This is a genomic window from Caballeronia sp. KNU42, assembly GCF_053760385.1.
Map to the genome: position 1 here is coordinate 3,814,307 of NZ_CM132388.1, position 17,526 is coordinate 3,831,832.

Below are 17,526 nucleotides of genomic sequence, written 5' to 3' on the forward strand. Positions count from 1 at the left end.
GTGTGCGCGTCGTTAGCGCGGTGGCAAAACAAAGTCACGGAGACTTGAATGGAGACGTCTGAAGCACGCGATACCCAAGCCGCTGAGCCCTCGAGCGCGACGGTATGGAGAGATCGCTGGTGGGTGATATTCGATGTCCGTATCGGCGTGGTGCCCTTGCCGGTGTATATCGTGCTGCTGCTTGTACTCGCCGCAATGGCTGCCGGCGGCAAACTCGACGCCGATCTGCCGACGGGCATCGCGCTGGTCGCCGTCGGTGGTTTCAGCTGCGCTGAACTCGCGCGGCGCATTCCGTGGATCCGGCACATTGGCGCAACGTCGATCTTCGCGGCCTTTCTGCCGTCGGCCCTGATCTATTACCACCTGATGCCCGTAAGCGTCGTGAAGTCGGTCACGTCATTCACCAAGAGCACCAATTTTCTCTATCTCTTCATCGCCGCGATTATTGTGGGCAGCGTGCTCAGCATGGACCGGCAAACGCTGATCAAAGGCTTCATCAAGATCTTCGTGCCGGTCTGCGCCGGTTCGCTGGCAGCGGCGCTGGTTGGCACGGGCGTGGGCGCACTGCTTGGGCTCGGCGCAAAACATACGCTGTTTTTCGTGGTCGTGCCGATCATGGCGGGCGGCGTGGGTGAGGGCGCATTGCCGCTGTCGATGGGATACGCGCAGACGCTCGGTGTCGATCAAGGCCCGTTGTTCGCGCAAGTGTTGTCGGCGGTCATGCTTGGCAACATCGCGGCAATTTGCTGTGCGGGTTTCCTGAACTACGTGGGCACGAAGAAACCGGCATGGACCGGCAACGGCCAATTGACGCGCAACGACGATCGCTCGCAGGCGGATACACCAACATCAGCGCCTGTCGCGTTTGAATTCGATGTCAGCTCGGTCGCCGCGGCGGGCGCCACGGCCATCGCGCTGTATCTGGTCGGGCAGTTGAGTCATCAATGGTTCGGCTGGCCCGCGCCCGTGGTGATGCTGTTGCTGGTGGTCGCGGCGCAATTGCTGCAAGCGGTGTCACCCCGTGTACGCGGCGGCGCGCGCTTCATGTATTCGTTCTTTGCCACTGCCGTCACGTACCCGCTGATGTTCGCGATCAGCGTCGCCATGACGCCGTGGGGCGAGATCGTGACGGCATTTCATTGGGCGAATATCCTGACGGCCGTGGTGACTGTGCTGACGCTGGTGGTGACGGGCTTCTTCGTCGGCCGGCTGATGGACATGCATCCGGTGGAAGCAGCCATGGTCAACGCAACGCATAGCGGCTTGGGCGGCACCGGCGATGTGGCCATCCTGACGGCGGGAAATCGCATGGAGCTGATGCCGTTCGCGCAGATCGCGACGCGCATCGGCGGCGCGATCACGGTGATGGCCGCGCTGGCCGTGTTCGCCTTCATGCATTGAACCTGCGTTGGGTCGGTAGCCGGCCCCTCAATCTCCGCGCTGCCCGAGCCCCTTCACGATCACATCGACAAACGCCTCGGTCACGGGCGGCAGCGTGCGTCCGCGCTTCTTCACGAGCGCGATGGGGCGCACGAAACCCGGCTCATCGATAACCCGCGTCACCAGCGCCGGTTCAGCGCGCACCTCGCGCGCCGAGCGCGGCAGGACGGTCACGCCGAGCCCTGCGCGAACCATGGCCACCGCCGTCATCATGTAAGTCGGCTCGCAGGTGGGCACGGGGGCGCAGCCGGCATGCTCGAGTGCGGCGTCCACCACTGCCCGCACGCTCGTTCCCGCCGCCGTCAACACCAGCGGATAGCGGACGATCTCCTCCAACCCGATCCGCTTGCCAGCCGTCAATGGATGCCCCTGCGGACACACGACGCACAGCCGGTCCTCGCCCGCGTGCAGCACTTCCAGCGAGGTATCGGTGACATCCCCGCCGGTCAGGCCCACGTCGACATCCTCGTTACGCACCAGCGTATTCACGACGCTTGCGACCACATCGCGGATTTGAAACGACACATGCGGAAGCTCGCGTCTGAAATCCTGGATCAGGTCAGGCAATAAGCTCGCGGCGAACGACGGCAGGCACGCCAGCCTTATCGTGCCGGCGGAGCCGTCGCTGAGCGCGCGGGCGTCGTGGAGAACCTGTTCCATGTCGCCGAGCGACTTTTGCAGGACGGGCAGCAGATCCCGTCCGACCGGTGTCAATGCAACGCTGCGGCTATTGCGGTCGAACAGCCGCGCACCGATCGTTTCTTCAAGACGGCGGATCTGCACGGTCAACGCGGGCTGCGACAGATGCAGCCGCACCGCCGCGCGCGTGAAATTGCCCGCCTGCGCCACGGCGATGAACGCGCGGATATCGCGGAGATTCAGGTCCATGTTTTGGGTTCGTGCATGATCAATTATGAAATGTGATTGCTGTCATCAAATCATTTCAATTGTTTTATCGACGCTCTGAAACTACGCTTGGTTCAGTCATAAAACAATCGATTAAAAAGATCGGAGACAAAACCTTGCTGCCCTTACTTGGCGTGGCCACGATCGTCGTCCTGCTCGCGGCGATTCTTTCAAAACGGATGTCGCCGCTGGTGGCGCTGATCATCGTGCCGATAGCGGCGTCGCTGATCGGCGGCTTCGGCTTGCAGACGAGCAAGTTTGTCATCGACGGTCTGAAGAGCCTGGCGCCCGTCGTCGGCATGTTCGTGTTCGCGATCCTGTACTTCGGCACGATCACGGACGCGGGCACGCTCGATCCGATCATCGACCGAATCTTGCGCACGGTCGGCACGCGGCCGACGCGCATTGTGATGGGCACGACGCTGCTCGCGCTGCTGATTCACCTCGATGGTTCGGGCGCGGTGTGCTTCCTCGTCACCATCCCCGCGATGCTGCCGCTTTACGACCGTCTCAAGATGGATCGGCGCGTGCTGGCCGCGGCGGCATCGATGGCGGCGGGGATCAATTTCCTGCCATGGACAGGGCCGATGATCCGTGCGTCGGCGTCGCTGCATCTGCCTATATCGGCGCTGTTCAATCCGCTGATTCCGGTGCAGATCGTGGGTCTCGTGTTTGTGTTTGGCATGGCTTGGTGGCTCGGCCGGCGTGAAGAGAAGCGCCTGGGATACTCGGGCGCTGACGGCGCTATCCCAATGCCAAAGCGCGAACTCACCGATGAACAAAAAGCGCTGCGTCGACCGAAAAACTTCTGGTTCAACATCGTGCTGACATTGGTGGTGCTCGGCACGATGGTGGTGATGGGCGAGAAGATTCCGCCGGCGATCATGTTCATGGTCGGCCTGTGCGTCGCGTTGCTCGTCAACTATCCGAACGTGGACATGCAGCGCCAGCGCATCGATGCCCACGCACGCGCCGCGCTGATGATGGCGGGCATCTTGCTGGCCGCGGGTGTGTTCACGGGCGTGATGCAAGGCAGCGGCATGCTCAAGGCAATGGCGCAAGCCGCGGTCGGTTTCGTGCCGCCATCGATGGCAACGCATATTCCCGTTGTGCTTGGTTTCCTGTCGATGCCGCTCAGCATGCTCTTCGATCCCGACTCGTTTTACTTCGGCGTGCTGCCCGTGATCGCGGAAGTCGCAGGGCAGCTTGGCGTGCCCGCCGTGCATGTCGGCCAGGCCGCATTGCTTGGGCAAATGACCACGGGGTTCCCGGTCAGCCCGCTTACGCCGGCGACGTTCCTCGTCGTCGGACTCACCGGCATCGATCTCGCCGATCATCAGAAATTCACGTTTCCGCTGTTGTTTGGCGCATCGATCGTGATGACGATTGCGTGCGTCGTGCTGGGGATCTTTCCTCTTTGAGCGCGTTTTTTAACGCAAGGAATCGTATGACTGCTGCAACCAATGCTGTGACTCAAACCACCCGCGTACGGATCGGCGCGGGTGCGGGTTACTCGGGCGATCGCATCGAACCCGCGGTCGAATTGGCCGAACACGGGGCGCTCGACTATCTCGTGTTCGAGTGTTTGGCAGAGCGAACCATTGCGCTTGCGCAGCAGGCGCGCAGGGCGAATCCGGAGCTGGGTTACGACCCGTTGCTCGAAGCGCGGATGCGCGCCGTGTTGCCGGCGGCCGTGCGTAACCATGTACGGATCATCTCGAACATGGGCGCGGCGAATCCGCTGGCGGCGGCGCGCAAGACGGCGTCGATTGCGCATGAATTGGGTTTGAGCGGTTTGAAAATCGCGGCTGTCAGCGGCGACGATGTGCTCGATGTCGTGAGGCAAGGGACGTATGTGTTCGAGGAGTCGGGCGATAGAGTTGCCGACTACGACAACCGGCTCGTTTCGGCTAACGCGTATCTCGGCGCGGAGCCGATTGTCGATGCATTAAAGGCCGGCGCCAATATCGTGCTCACCGGCCGCGCGGCCGATCCGTCGTTGTTCACGGCGCCGCTGATCCATGCATTCGGCTGGACCATGGACGATTGGAACACGCTCGGTCAGGCGACGGTGGTGGGACATCTGCTCGAATGCGCGGGTCAGATTACGGGTGGTTATTTCGCCGATCCCGGTTTCAAGGATGTGCCAATGCTCGCGCGCCTCGGCTTCCCGATCGGTGAGGTCGACGCCGATGGCGCCGTCACGATCACGAAGGTCGCGCACGCCGGCGGCCGCGTGACGGAGGCCACGTGCAAGGAGCAACTGCTGTACGAGATCCACGATCCCCGTCGATACCTGCAGCCCGATGTAGTCGCCGATTTCACGCAGGTTCGCGTGGTGGAAGAAGCGCCGGATCGTGTGCGGGTGAGTGGTGGGCGTGGGACATCGCGTACGGGGACGTTGAAGGTGACCGTGGCTTACGTGGATGGGTTTATTGGCGAGGGGCAGATTTCGTATGGCGGTCCGGGCGCGCTCGCGCGCGCGAAACTGGCGCTTGAGATCGTGCGTGAGCGGTTGGAGATAACTGGTGTTGCGACGAGCGAACTGCGCTTCGATTTGATCGGTATCGATTCGCTGCATGGCGCGACGCTGGGTGAGCGTAACGTGGAACCGTATGAGGTTCGTGTGCGCGTGTCTGGTCGCACGGATTCGATGGAAGAGGCGGTTCGTATCGGCAATGAAGTCGAGACGCTTTATACCAACGGTCCGGCTGGCGGCGGCGGGGTAGCAAAGACGGCACGCGAAGTGATCGCGGTGCAGTCGGTTTTGATGCCGCGAGAACTCGTGCGGGCATCGTTTGAAATGGTGGAGGCTTGAGATGAAACTACGTCTGCTTGCTCATTCCCGAACCGGCGATAAGGGCAACACGCTGAATGTATCGGTGATCTGCTATGACGCGCGGCACTACGATCATCTGCTCGCTCATGTCACGCCGGAGCGCGTGAAAGCGCATCTGAGCGATGTGGTGAAGGGCGATGTGACGCGCTTCGAATTGCCGGAAATCTCCGCGATGAATTTTGTGCTCGGACGCGCGTTGGGCGGTGGCGTGACGAGATCGCTCGCGCTCGATGCGCATGGGAAATCGCTGAGTTCGGCGTTGATGGATCTGGAGATTCCGGAGCCTTGACAGGCTGTGGAAATACCTCGCCCCGAAGTCACCCGAAAGGTCTGTAGTTGAAACGTTGTTAGTGAAATCCCCACTACTGTGATTCACCTTTGGCTTGTCGGGTAACTTCGGCAATTCTCAGATCGGAAAATAAATACCGATTACGCTTTTCGAGGCGTGCCTTCAGCGTGTGACACAACTGCTTCGATCTGAATCAAAGCATTTTTAGGCAAAGCTGATACGCCAACGGTTCTACGTGCAGGAACACCGCCAGGAAAGAATGTTGAGTAAACAGAGTTTACCGCATCGATGTCTTCTATATTTTTCAGGAAAATATTTACCTTAACCACATCGCCCATAATGTGGCCGATGCTTTCTACGATTGTCTTAATGTTTTTCAAGCACTGTCCAGCTTGCGCTTTTATGTCACCGGCGACCAATTCACCAGATTTTGAGTCGATAGGCAATTGAGCTGAGATATGGTTGTAATGAGAGAAAGCGACAGTTTGTGTAGACAGTGCGCATTTTGGCGCATTATCTGTATTTCCTGCTTTGATAACAATGCCATGACGGTCTTCAACCAGTTGCGGAGGCGTGCCATCTCCGTGTGACACAACTGCCTCGATTTGTACCAACGCACCCATGGCCAACCCTGATGCCGGAACTATTGTCCGCGCTGGAAAATATGCTACTGCTCTGGCGATCGCCGAGTCCGGGAAGAATGTCGTATAAACCTCATCTACGGCGTCAATATTCGAGAGATTTTTAAGGAAGATGTTTATTTTAACAATGTCGTCAAAAGGAACATCAATGCTTTCTAAAATTGCCTTGATGTTTTTCAAGCACTGGCGAGTCTGCTCTTTCGCACCACCAGCAACCAATTTACCGGATTTCGGATCGATCGGTAATTGAGCTGAGATGTTATTGTAGTGAGAGAAAGCGACAGTTTGCGTAGACAGGGGGCTTTCTGGGGCGTTTTTCGTGTTGTTTGCAAGCTTTATCAGATCGCCTGCCTGCGGTGCGTTCGGAATTGTGCCTTCGCCGTTCGACACAAGCGCTTCAACTTGTACCAAAGCGTTCATCGGCAAAGCTTCAACGGCGACGGTCGTCAGTGTGGGAACATAGCTCGTAAAAAATGTGGCATAGACTGCGTTCACAGTATCAAAATCCGCACTATTCGTAACGAATATGGTGATTCTAACCACGTCGTCCATAATATGGCCGATCGTTTCCACAACTGCCTTGACATTTTTGAAGCACTGTTCAGTCTGCTCTTTTATGCCGCCAACTACCAATTTATCGGTTTTTGGATCGATAGGTAGTTGAGCGGAAAGATTGTTGTAATGAGAAAAAGCTACGGTTTGTGAATATGGGCCGATACTTTTCGGTGCATTTTCCGTATTTCTTGCTAATACTGCGTTAAAGCCGCTCATAATTTTACTCACCTTTAAGTTGCAATTCATCGGGTTGCGCGCAAAGCATGTGTTCTCTTTGCAATTGACAGTTGCCACGGCCCTATGCGGGCGACGTGCCTTGAGACCGGGCGGGCGTGGATTAGTAACCTCGGCAATTACTTTATGGGTCAAGCGCAATCCGGCAATGTAAAGGACAGATCAACTACAGTCAATTGCAGAACTTTGGACACAATCAGCGCAATAGGTGTCAAAAAATTTAACTAACAAAATTTTCTGTTCAGCATCGCTCGGTTCGCTGATCAGGGTTTTGTCGTATTAAGGCGGCGTTGTTGCATAAATCGAATTTGAAGCTGAATTCTGCAATGAAAATGGAGTACGGGCGGACGAGAGCCGTCATTCGGTTTAGCAGGTTCATGCGGATCGAAATCTCGGTCGCCTGCGCCGATAGGTCGCGCCGTATAGACGATTGTCGGTTAGCAGCATCGGAAGAACTTTTAATGTTTTTGGCAGTTGTGAATGATCTGCGGCGTACCAACTCGTGTGATCGAGCGAGCGTGACAAATGGGTACACTTTCCAGTCATCCACGTGCAATGTTGAATTGCCGCAGACGTGTCTGCGTTTCAAAGTGCAAATCCAGCATCTGCCGCCCTGGCCGTCGCGAGGGCATTCCAGTCAGTTGACAGCAAGCAATTTGTTTAATAAACCGGCATCGACATGACAAGCAAGTCACGGCGATGCCCGTCTTCATCCATTCACTCTTCGCTCGTTGCGGCGGCTGGTTTTCGCGGACGCCGGCTAGCGGGAGCCGTTTTACGGGGAGCCTTTTTCGCAGCCGTTTTCTTTGCCGCGGGCTTGTCCGTGCTGGCTGCAGTTTCAGTTGCAGGTGCAGCGGCAACCTCAACTGGCGCTTCCTGCTGTTTCTTTGCCACGATTTTTTTCGCTGCAGCCTGACGTCCACGTCGCGCTACGCCGCGTTTGGGTGACGGCGTTTCACTTACTTCGCTGAGTTGCGCAACTGCTTCTTCCGTGCGTTCCACGAACACGAATTCTTCCTTAGCAGCCGGCTGTCGTCGGGTGAAGAAAGATGGTTCGTCGGCGGCATCCGCATAAACCTCCGGCTGCTGATCATGTGCTGCATCCACAGAAGCGTCGGGTGGCAGTTCCTGTGCTATATCGAACAGCGGTTCGTGGACCTGCGGCCTCGCGTTCCGATTGTTTCGGCGATTGCGGTCGCGGCCCTGCCTGGGCCGTGCTTCCTGCTGTGCCTCAGGTTGCTGCGCGGTTTGCGCTTCGTCGACGAGCGGTTCCGCGACCTGTGATTGCGGGTTCGGTTCGTCCCCGCGATCAGCTTCACCGCGCGATTCGGATTGCGTTTCCGGCCGCGATGCGGATTGGGCTTCGCGCGATTCATCGAAGAGCGGTTCGGAAAGTTGCGGCCGCTGGTTGCGGCCCTTTCTCCGATTCCGGTCGTTACCCGAGTTACCCGAGCCACCCGTCTGCCGGTTGTCCTTCGACACGACAGGCGCCTCGATTTCCCTTACCGAATCGACTGCGGCCACCGACTGCGCGCGAAACACAAACGAACCCGACTTTTCGTCCCGTCCCACTTCTAGCAGACCGCGCGCCTGCGCTTCTTCCAGCAGATTGCCGAATGCGCGAAAGCCATAGTACGACTCGTTGAAATCGGGCTTGCGCCGCTTGATCGCGCTCTTGAGTACCGACGCCCAGATCTTGCCGCTTTCGCCGCGCTCGGAGGCGAGGTCATCGAACGTCTCCACCGCAATCGCGATCGCCTTGGCCTTGCGGGCTTCGAGCTCCTGCTTCGGCTGGCGGTCGTCGTCGGCCGAGCGCTTCGGCGACGATGCCGCAGCGTTCGCATCGCGTGCGTCGCGTGCTTCACGGGCCTCACGCGCTTCACGTTTCGCGATGCTGCGTTGCTGCTCGCGCACGAGGTCATCGTAGAAAATGAATTCATCGCAGTTCGCGACGAGCAGGTCCGAGGTCGAGTTTTTCACGCCGACGCCGATCACTTTCTTCGCGTTCTCGCGCAACTTCGACACGAGCGGCGAGAAGTCCGAGTCACCGCTGATGATGACGAAGGTATCGACGTGGGATTTCGTGTAGCAGAGATCGAGCGCATCTACGACGAGCCGGATGTCCGCTGAATTCTTGCCTGACTGACGCACGTGCGGAATTTCGATCAGTTCAAAACTCGCTTCGTGCATGGCGGCTTTAAAACCTTTGTAGCGATCCCAGTCGCAATAAGCCTTTTTCACCACGATGCTGCCTTTGAGCAGCAGCCGTTCGAGCACCGGCATGATGTCGAACTTATCGTATTTCGCGTCGCGCACGCCGAGGGCGACGTTTTCGAAGTCGCAAAACAACGCCATGCTGACGCTATCAGGGGATGAGGCCATAGAAACTCCAGCAGGAATGCCGGGTGTGCACGGCAGTATTAACGAGCGCACATGATATCTGTTTGTGCGGCGGCGTTTTAAAGGAGAGAAACAATCGTGGCGGGGAAGGGGCTGGCAGGGCTTTGGGTATGCCTGGAAACAGACATACCGTGATGGTGGGGATGTTCGGGTTTCGCTGTTCCTGGGGCCAATGCGAAAAAGCCGTCTCTGCTTACGCAGAAACGGCTTTTCGGAAATGGTGCCCGGGGCCGGAATCGAACCGGCACGCCTTGCGGCGGGGGATTTTGAGTCCCCTGCGTCTACCAATTTCACCACCCGGGCAAACAGCATTTGAACCAGCCGGCTGAGTGCGGAAAAATCCGACGCCAACCGGCAAGTCAGCGATTATGCCGAAAATCGTTTCCGCGGGCAAGCCCTTGAGCGGGCGCAGACGACTACGGCACTCACTGGCTCAAATACGTGAACTGGCCGTTCTTGATGATGCCCATCACGCTGGCCCGCTGATCCAGGCCGACGTGATCGGTGGCGCTGGTGTTGACCACGCCGTTCGGCACAACCAGTTCATGTGCGTGTTCCAACTCCGATCGCAGCGCCACCCGAAACGCCACCGTCCCCGGTTGCCCGGCCTTCAGCGCGCGTCCGACCGCATCCGTCAGCCGCGGATAGACCCCGGCCGCATCGCCGGCAAACTGCGTGACCGTGCCCTTGCCGTACTTCGCCTCGTACGCATCGACAAAAACCAGCGCCGCTTTCTTCGACGGATGATCAGAAGGCAGTGTCCGCGCAACGACAACCGGCTGCGTCGGGAACAGCGTGCCTTCCACGTCCTTGCCGCCGAGCTTGATGAACTCCGGCGTCGCAATGCCGTGTGTCTGATAAATCGGGCCTTTATAACCGCGCTCGATCAGCGTGCGCTCCGGCAACACCGTCGGCGTACCCGCGCCCGCGATCAGCACTGCATCCGGTTTCGCAGCCATCAGCTTGAGGATCTGCCCGGTCACGCTCGCGTCCGTACGATTGAAACGTTCACTCGCGACCACCTTGATATGCCGCAATTCCGCGAACTTCGAAAACTCGTTGAACCAGCTATCGCCGTAACTATCGGCGAAACCGATGAAACCGACCGTCTTCACGTTTCGGTTGACCATCGTGCGGGTCATCACGTCGGCCATTGCGCGGTCGGTCTGGGCCATCTTGAACGCCCACACCTTCTTGCCTTCCTGCGGTTCGACAACCGACGCCGAGCCGATCAGCGTGATCATCGGCGTCTGGTATTCGGCCACCGGATCGAGCGCCGCGAGCGCCGCCGGCGTGATGTTCGGCCCGACGATCACATCGACTTTATCTTCTGTAATCAGCTTGCGGATATTGCGCACTGCCGCGCCCGGGTCGGAGCCATCGTCGAGAATGATGTATTCCGCCTGTTGACCCGCGATGGTCTTCGGCCACATCAGCATGGCGTTCTTGCTCGTGATGCCGATAGCGGCCGCCGGCCCCGTGCTCGACAAATCGATACCGACTTTCAACTGCGCATTGGCCGCCGCGCTGAAAAATGCGAGTGCGCTGAACATGAGCGCCGGACGCATGAACTTCGACAACTTCATTGGAAGGTCTCCGCGAAGAGGTGTGGTTTAAAAATGCTGAAGTGTGGGGCTGTCAAAAATCGCGCGGAGCGCGTTTTGACGCGAGCGTTGCCCGCGTCGTGACTACAGCGCTCAATCAAAGCTCATAAGTTTCATGCTCGCCCGACAGCGCCTGCTCGATCAGCTTGCGGTTCATGGAAGGCGAGAGCAGTTCGACCAGCGTGTACACATAGCTGCGTAAATACGCGCCTTGTTTCAAAGCGAGCCGCGTGACATTCGTGCCGAACAGATGGCCGACGGGCATCGCCCGAAGGTGTTTATCGCGTTCCGGGTTGAAAGCGATATCCGCGAGAATGCCCACGCCCAGCCCCAGCTCGACATAGGTCTTGATCACGTCGGCATCAATGGCTTCCAGCACGATGTCCGGCGTCAGGTGGCGCAGCGCGAACGCCTGGTTGATCTTCGAGCGGCCGGCGAACGCGTTGTCGTAGGTGATGATCGGGTATTGCGCGAGATCGTCGAGCGTCAGCAGCTTGCGCTCGAGCAGCGGATGGTCCGGCTGCACCACGGCCACGTGATGCCACTGGAAACAAGGCAGCGACACCAGTTCCTTATAGTTGGCGATCGCTTCCGTGGCGATGGCGATATCAGCCTGATCATGTATGACCATTTCGGCCACCTGCGTCGGACTACCTTGCAAAATGGAAAGGTGGACCTTCGGAAATCGCTTCTTGAACTCCGCGATGGCGTTCGGCAGCGAATACCGCGCCTGCGTATGCGTGGCCGCAATCACGAGATTGCCCTGATCCTGCGCTGCGTAATCTTTACCGACACGCTTCAGGCTTTCCACTTCCTGCAAGATTTTTTCCACCGATGCCAGGATAATTCGCCCCGGCTCCGTCAGCGAACGAACCCGTTTGCCATGACGCGTGAAGATCTCGACCCCGAGTTCGTCCTCCAGCTCGATGATCGCTTTCGATACCCCCGGCTGCGACGTGAACAGCGCTTTAGCGGCTTCGGTGAGGTTGTAGTTCTGCCGGACGGCTTCGCGCACGAAGCGGAACTGGTGCAGATTCATATATAACCCATCCGCATATCAAAGTAATTTATCAGTCGTTTGCAATATATAGGAAGTTTATTACCATCGAGCCAATTTTTCCAATATCGATATCTGTATTTGTCATAAGCAAATGAACGCACGGTCTGAACGGCGTTCCTGGCAATGACTCTACTAATTTCGAGATGCGGCGTGGCTAGGACGCCGTGTTGACGGAACACCTAAAACTGGGGCCCCCGAATGTATCAATACGATCAGATCGACCAGAAAATCGTCGACGAACGCGTCGCTCAATACAGCGACCAGGTGCGCCGCCGCTTATCCGGCGAGTTGAGCGAAGAAGAATTCCGGCCGCTGCGCCTGCAAAACGGCCTGTACATGCAGCGGCACGCGTACATGCACCGCATCGCGATTCCGTACGGCAACTTGCGCAGCGACCAGTTGCGCATGCTCGGCACGATCGCGCGTGAGCACGACCGCGGCTACGGCCACTTTTCGACGCGGACCAACATCCAGTTCAACTGGATCCAGCTCGAAGAGACGCCCGAAATCCTGCGCAAGCTGGCATCGGTGCAAATGCACGGGATTCAAACGTCAGGCAATTGCATCCGCAATATCACTGCCGATCAATTTGCCGGCGTGGCGCCCGATGAAATCATCGATCCGCGTCCGTGGGCCGAAATCCTGCGCCAATGGTCGACCTTTCACCCCGAGTTCGCTTGGTTGCCGCGCAAGTTCAAGATCGCGATCAACGGCTCGGTGGAAGATCGCGCAGCCGTGCAAGTGCACGATCTGGGCGTCTATCTGAAGAAAAATGCGGACGGTGAAGTGGTCGCGAGCATCCTCGCGGGCGGCGGGTTGGGACGTACGCCGATCGTTGGCGCGATCATCAAGGAAGATCTGCCCTGGCAGCATCTGCTGACGTATTGCGAAGCCGTGTTGCGCGTGTATAACCGCTACGGCCGTCGTGACAATATGTATAAGGCGCGCATCAAGATTCTCGTGAAGGCGTTGAGCCCTGCGAAATTTGCGCAGCAAGTGGAAGAGGAATGGGCACATTTGAAGGACGGTCCTTCCACGCTCACGCAGGAAGAACTCGATCGCGTGTCGCAGTTTTTCGCACCGCCCGCCTATGAGAAGTTGGCGGATACGGACGCATCGTATGAAAAGCATCTCATCGACAGCAAGCCGTTCGCGCGCTGGATCGAACGCAACGTGCGGCCGCACAAGGTGCCGGGTTATGCGTCGGTGACGTTGTCGTTAAAGCCCACGGGCATTGCGCCGGGCGACGCAACGGACGTGCAGATGGAAGCCGTCGCCGATCTCGCCGATGAATTCTCGTTCGGTGAAATCCGCGTCTCGCACGAGCAGAACCTGATCCTGGCGAACGTGAAGAAGCGCGATCTGTTCACGGTGTGGGAACGCGCGAAAGCGCTGGGTTTCGCGACATCGAATATTGGCTTGCTCACCGACATCATTGCGTGCCCGGGCGGCGATTTCTGCTCTTTGGCAAACGCGAAGTCGATCCCGATCGCACAAGCCATTCAAGAGCGTTTCAGCGACCTCGACTATGTGTACGACCTCGGCGACCTGACGCTCAACATCTCGGGTTGTATCAACGCGTGCGGTCATCATCACATTGGCAACATCGGTGTGCTCGGTGTCGATAAGGACGGCTCGGAGTGGTATCAGGTCACGCTCGGCGGCGAGCAAAGCTCGGGCGCAACGGGCGCGCATCTGGGCCGCGTGATCGGCCCGTCGTTCTCGGCGGAAGAGATGCCCGACGTGGTGTCGCAAGTGATCGATACGTTCGTCGAGAACCGCATTGAAGGCGAGCGTTTCATCGAGACGTATGGCCGTATCGGCATCGCACCGTTCAAGGAACGCGTGTACGCGTCGCGCCAGCCGGCGCATGCTTGATCGCTTAAGGAAAAAGCACATGGCTTTGATTATCAAGAATCGCGAAGTGGTTGAAGACGACTGGACCGTGGTGCGCGCTGCCGAAGACGGCACGCTGCCCGCAGTCGATGCATTGTTGCCGGGCAAGGTGATCGTGCCGTTCACATGGTGGAAAGAGCACAAGGACGCGCTGACATCGGCGCACAAGAAAGAACCGATCGGCGTGTGGCTCGCCCCCGACGATGAACCCGCGGAACTGGTCGAAGACTTCGACAAGATCGCGCTGATCGCCGTCGATTTCCCCAAGTTCAGCGATGGCCGTGGTTTCAGCATCGGCCGTTTGCTGCGTGAGCGGTATCAGTGGAAGGGTGAGTTGCGGGCTATTGGCGATGTACTGCGCGACCAGTTGCGCTTTCATGCGCGTTGCGGTTTCGACGCGTTCGCCGTTCGCGCCGATAAGGACATTCACGACGCGCTGAACGCGTTCGGTGAATTGAGCATTCCGTATCAAGGCGCGGTGGACGATCCGAACCCGTTGTTCCGTCGCCGCGAAAAAGCGGCCGCCGGAGCGTCTGCATGAATGCCGAACTGCAAGCCAAAGTCGAACGTCTTGACGCGCTGCTCGATTCCATCGCGCAACGTCATGCGAACGTCAAACTAGCCAGCAGTCTCGCCGCCGAAGACATGTTGCTTACGCATGCCATCCTGTCGCGCGGCGTGAAAATCGGCATCTTCTCGCTGAACACCGGTCGTCTGCATGCTGAAACGCTGGGCATGCTTGATCGTGTGAAAGAGCGTTATGGATACGATATCGAACAGTTCCATCCGCAGCCCGAAGCGGTGGAAGAGTATGTTCGGGATCATGGTTTGAACGCGTTCTATGAAAGCGTCGATCTGCGTAAAAGCTGTTGCGGCATTCGTAAGGTCGAACCGTTGAATCGCGCGCTAAAAGACGTGAGCGCGTGGGTCACGGGTCAGCGGCGCGAGCAATCGGTGACGCGCGTGGAATTGCATGAAGAAGAGCATGACGCGCCGCGTAATATCGCGAAGTTCAATCCGCTTGCGGACTGGACTGAAGCCGATGTCTGGGCTTATTTGAAGGCCTTCGATGTTCCCGTCAACCCGCTGCATGCGCGCGGTTATCCGAGCATTGGCTGTGAGCCGTGCACGCGCGCCATTCGTCCGGGCGAAGACAGCCGGGCAGGACGCTGGTGGTGGGAATCGCGGGACACGAAGGAATGCGGCTTGCACGTGACGAACATAAAGATCGTGGAAGACCGCAGCGCAGCGCCAAGCTCGGCGCTCTGAACGCATTGATATTGACGCATGACGCCGCAGTTAAGTGTCATGCAAAGCAACCAAGGAATGACGCATATGAGCAGCACGCTCGATTCAACAGTCAACGCCCCGATCGCGAATCGCGGCGACCGGATGGACCACCTCGACTGGCTCGAAGCCGAGTCCATTCACATCCTGCGCGAACTCGTGGCCGAGTGCAGCAAGCCTGCTTTGCTGTTCTCCGGCGGCAAGGATTCGGTCGTCGTGCTGCATCTCGCGTTGAAGGCATTCGGCCTGGGCTCGGGTCGCAAGACCGTGCTGCCGTTCCCGCTGGTTCATATCGATACCGGTCATAATTTTGATGAAGTGATCGACTTCCGCGATCGCCGTGCCGCTGAAATTGGCGCGGAACTCGTGGTCGGTCATGTCGAGGATTCGATCAAGAAAGGCACAGTGCGTCTGCGTCGCGAGACGGATTCGCGTAACGCCGCGCAAGCGGTGACGTTGCTCGAAACCATCGAAGAGTACGGTTATACGGCGTTGATCGGCGGCGCGCGTCGCGATGAAGAAAAGGCCCGTGCGAAAGAGCGCATCTTTTCTTTCCGCGATGAATTTGGCCAGTGGGATCCGAAAGCGCAACGCCCGGAATTGTGGAGCATCTACAACGCGCGCCTGCATAACGGCGAGCATCTGCGCGTGTTCCCCATTTCGAACTGGACCGAACTGGATATCTGGCAATACATCGGCCGCGAGAAGCTCGAGTTGCCGTCCATTTACTACGCGCACGATCGCGAGATCATTCGCCGTAACGGGCTGCTGGTGCCGCTGACGCCGATCACACCGTTGCAGGAAGGCGAAGTATCGGAGATCGCTCAAGTGCGTTTCCGGACCGTCGGTGACATCAGTTGCACATGCCCGGTTGCGAGCGATGCCGACGACGTCGAGAAGATCATCGCTGAAACGGCCGTGACGGAAATCACGGAACGCGGCGCCACGCGCATGGACGATCAAGCGTCCGAAGCCGCAATGGAAACCCGCAAGAAACAAGGTTATTTCTAAGCATCACGCCGCAAACAAGGAACAGGGAAACATCATGAGTATTCATCAACCCGAAGACCTCGGCGTGTTGCGTTTCATCACGGCGGGCAGCGTTGACGACGGCAAGAGCACGCTGATCGGCCGCTTGCTGTTCGATAGCAAGGCCGTGTTGTCGGATCAATTGTCGGCGTTGTCACGCGCGAAGAACAAGCGCACCGTTGGCGATGATATCGATTTGTCGCTGCTGACCGATGGTCTTGAAGCCGAGCGTGAGCAGGGCATTACGATCGACGTTGCATACCGCTATTTCGCGACTGCGAAGCGCAAGTTCATCATCGCCGATACCCCCGGCCACGAGCAGTACACGCGCAACATGGTGACGGGCGCATCGACAGCACATGCCGCGATCATTCTCGTCGACGCAACGCGCGTGACGTTCAAGGATGGCGTCGCGCAATTGCTGCCGCAAACGGTGCGCCACAGCGCCATCGTCAAGTTGCTTGGGCTGCAGCATGTGATCGTCGCGATCAACAAGATGGACCTGATCGACTTCAGCGAGTCACGCTTCAACGAGATCCGCGATGCGTATGTCGAACTCGCGCGCCGGCTGGGAATTGCCGACGTGCGTTTCGTGCCTGTATCGGCGCTCAAGGGCGACAACATCGTGACCGCCAGCGAGCGCATGCCATGGTACGCGGGCGAGCCGCTGCTCGATCTGCTCGAAGCGCTGCCGGTTGCACAGCCTGTCGATCAGGCGCTGCGTTTCCCGGTGCAATGGGTCGCACGTCAGGACGGCAGTCAAGCCGATGATTTCCGCGGCTACATGGGTCGTGTTGAATCGGGCGAAGTGAAACTGGGCGACACGATCACCGTGTTGCCGGGCAATCGCGATGCAACCGTCGCCGAGATCATCGCGCCGGTTCCGGGCGGCGTGGCGCAAGTGGATCGTGCGTTCGCGGGCCAGACGGTGACCATTCGCCTGGCGGAAGATGTCGACGTCTCGCGCGGCGATACGTTCGTGCCCCGCAACACGAGCGGCACGAAGATCGAGCCGGCGAAGAAGCTTGACGCGGACCTCTGCTGGTTCGATGAAGAGCCGCTTTCGCCGCAGCGCAAGTACTTGCTGAAGCAGACCACGAACACGGTGTTCGCGCGGATTGGCGCGATCAAGGAAGTACTCGACGTGCATACGCTGCTGCACTCGGTGGACCGCCATAACCTGACGATGAACGACATTGGCCGCGTGGCGCTGACGCTGCAAAAGCCCATCGTCTGCGATGCCTACGACACGCATCAGGGCACGGGCGCGTTTGTTCTTATCGATGAAGCGACGCATCACACGGTTGCGGCCGGTATGATTCGCGCATATTCAGCCTGACTTATTA

14 protein-coding genes and 1 tRNA gene are annotated in these 17,526 nt (G+C 58.4%); 9 read left to right on the top strand and 6 right to left on the bottom strand.

What is annotated here, in order from left to right:
- Positions 1 to 48: 48 nt before the first annotated feature.
- Positions 49 to 1,401: a 2-hydroxycarboxylate transporter family protein gene (locus ACSOSP_RS17060; RefSeq protein ID WP_455308503.1), complete on the top strand. Its 1,353-nt coding sequence runs from the start codon at positions 49 to 51 to the stop codon at positions 1,399 to 1,401.
- Positions 1,402 to 1,428: 27 nt separating this feature from the next.
- Here ACSOSP_RS17060 and ACSOSP_RS17065 read toward each other — a convergent pair whose 3' ends face one another.
- Entirely contained in the window at positions 1,429 to 2,328 is a 900-nt protein-coding gene (locus ACSOSP_RS17065) for a LysR family transcriptional regulator (protein ID WP_455308504.1), read from the bottom strand.
- A 134-nt stretch (positions 2,329 to 2,462) separates the two neighbouring features.
- On the opposite strand from ACSOSP_RS17065, the gene ACSOSP_RS17070 reads away from it, so the two are divergent.
- The 3 genes from ACSOSP_RS17070 to ACSOSP_RS17080 are packed head-to-tail and all read left to right on the top strand — an operon-like array spanning position 2,463 to position 5,474.
- Complete coding sequence (locus ACSOSP_RS17070; RefSeq protein ID WP_455308505.1) at positions 2,463 to 3,767, top strand: CitMHS family transporter; 1,305 nt, start codon at positions 2,463 to 2,465, stop codon at positions 3,765 to 3,767.
- A gap of 26 nt (positions 3,768 to 3,793) precedes the next feature.
- On the top strand, positions 3,794 to 5,164 hold the full coding sequence (locus ACSOSP_RS17075; RefSeq protein ID WP_455308506.1) for an acyclic terpene utilization AtuA family protein: 1,371 nt from the start codon (positions 3,794 to 3,796) through the stop codon (positions 5,162 to 5,164).
- 1 nt (position 5,165) lies between these two features.
- On the top strand, positions 5,166 to 5,474 hold the full coding sequence (locus tag ACSOSP_RS17080) for an AtuA-related protein (protein WP_455308507.1): 309 nt from the start codon (positions 5,166 to 5,168) through the stop codon (positions 5,472 to 5,474).
- Positions 5,475 to 5,614: 140 nt separating this feature from the next.
- Here ACSOSP_RS17080 and ACSOSP_RS17085 read toward each other — a convergent pair whose 3' ends face one another.
- The 5 genes from ACSOSP_RS17085 to ACSOSP_RS17105 all read right to left on the bottom strand — a co-directional run bounded on the left by ACSOSP_RS17085 (position 5,615) and on the right by ACSOSP_RS17105 (position 11,947).
- Positions 5,615 to 6,964 (bottom strand): RidA family protein, encoded by a 1,350-nt coding sequence (locus ACSOSP_RS17085; RefSeq protein ID WP_455308508.1) that lies wholly within the window; start codon positions 6,962 to 6,964, stop codon positions 5,615 to 5,617.
- A 657-nt stretch (positions 6,965 to 7,621) separates the two neighbouring features.
- Positions 7,622 to 9,259 (bottom strand): NYN domain-containing protein, encoded by a 1,638-nt coding sequence (locus ACSOSP_RS17090; RefSeq protein ID WP_455311006.1) that lies wholly within the window; start codon positions 9,257 to 9,259, stop codon positions 7,622 to 7,624.
- Between the two features lie 263 nt (positions 9,260 to 9,522).
- Positions 9,523 to 9,607, bottom strand: a tRNA-Leu gene (locus ACSOSP_RS17095).
- 122 nt (positions 9,608 to 9,729) lie between these two features.
- A complete protein-coding gene (locus ACSOSP_RS17100) occupies positions 9,730 to 10,890 on the bottom strand; it encodes an ABC transporter substrate-binding protein (protein WP_455308509.1) in 1,161 nt (386 codons plus the stop codon).
- A gap of 115 nt (positions 10,891 to 11,005) precedes the next feature.
- Positions 11,006 to 11,947: a CysB family HTH-type transcriptional regulator gene (locus ACSOSP_RS17105; protein ID WP_031359892.1), complete on the bottom strand. Its 942-nt coding sequence runs from the start codon at positions 11,945 to 11,947 to the stop codon at positions 11,006 to 11,008.
- A gap of 219 nt (positions 11,948 to 12,166) precedes the next feature.
- On the opposite strand from ACSOSP_RS17105, the gene ACSOSP_RS17110 reads away from it, so the two are divergent.
- The 5 genes from ACSOSP_RS17110 to ACSOSP_RS17130 all read left to right on the top strand — a co-directional run bounded on the left by ACSOSP_RS17110 (position 12,167) and on the right by ACSOSP_RS17130 (position 17,519).
- A complete protein-coding gene (locus tag ACSOSP_RS17110) occupies positions 12,167 to 13,846 on the top strand; it encodes a nitrite/sulfite reductase (protein ID WP_455308510.1) in 1,680 nt (559 codons plus the stop codon).
- Positions 13,847 to 13,865: 19 nt separating this feature from the next.
- Positions 13,866 to 14,405: a DUF934 domain-containing protein gene (locus tag ACSOSP_RS17115; protein WP_455308511.1), complete on the top strand. Its 540-nt coding sequence runs from the start codon at positions 13,866 to 13,868 to the stop codon at positions 14,403 to 14,405.
- Entirely contained in the window at positions 14,402 to 15,133 is a 732-nt protein-coding gene (locus tag ACSOSP_RS17120) for a phosphoadenylyl-sulfate reductase (protein WP_455308512.1), read from the top strand. Before ACSOSP_RS17115 ends, ACSOSP_RS17120 begins: the two co-directional genes overlap by 4 nt.
- Before the next feature lie 66 nt (positions 15,134 to 15,199).
- Complete coding sequence (gene cysD, locus ACSOSP_RS17125; RefSeq protein WP_455308513.1) at positions 15,200 to 16,162, top strand: sulfate adenylyltransferase subunit CysD; 963 nt, start codon at positions 15,200 to 15,202, stop codon at positions 16,160 to 16,162.
- 31 nt (positions 16,163 to 16,193) lie between these two features.
- Entirely contained in the window at positions 16,194 to 17,519 is a 1,326-nt protein-coding gene (locus ACSOSP_RS17130; protein ID WP_455311008.1) for a sulfate adenylyltransferase subunit 1, read from the top strand.
- Positions 17,520 to 17,526: the final 7 nt, after the last annotated feature.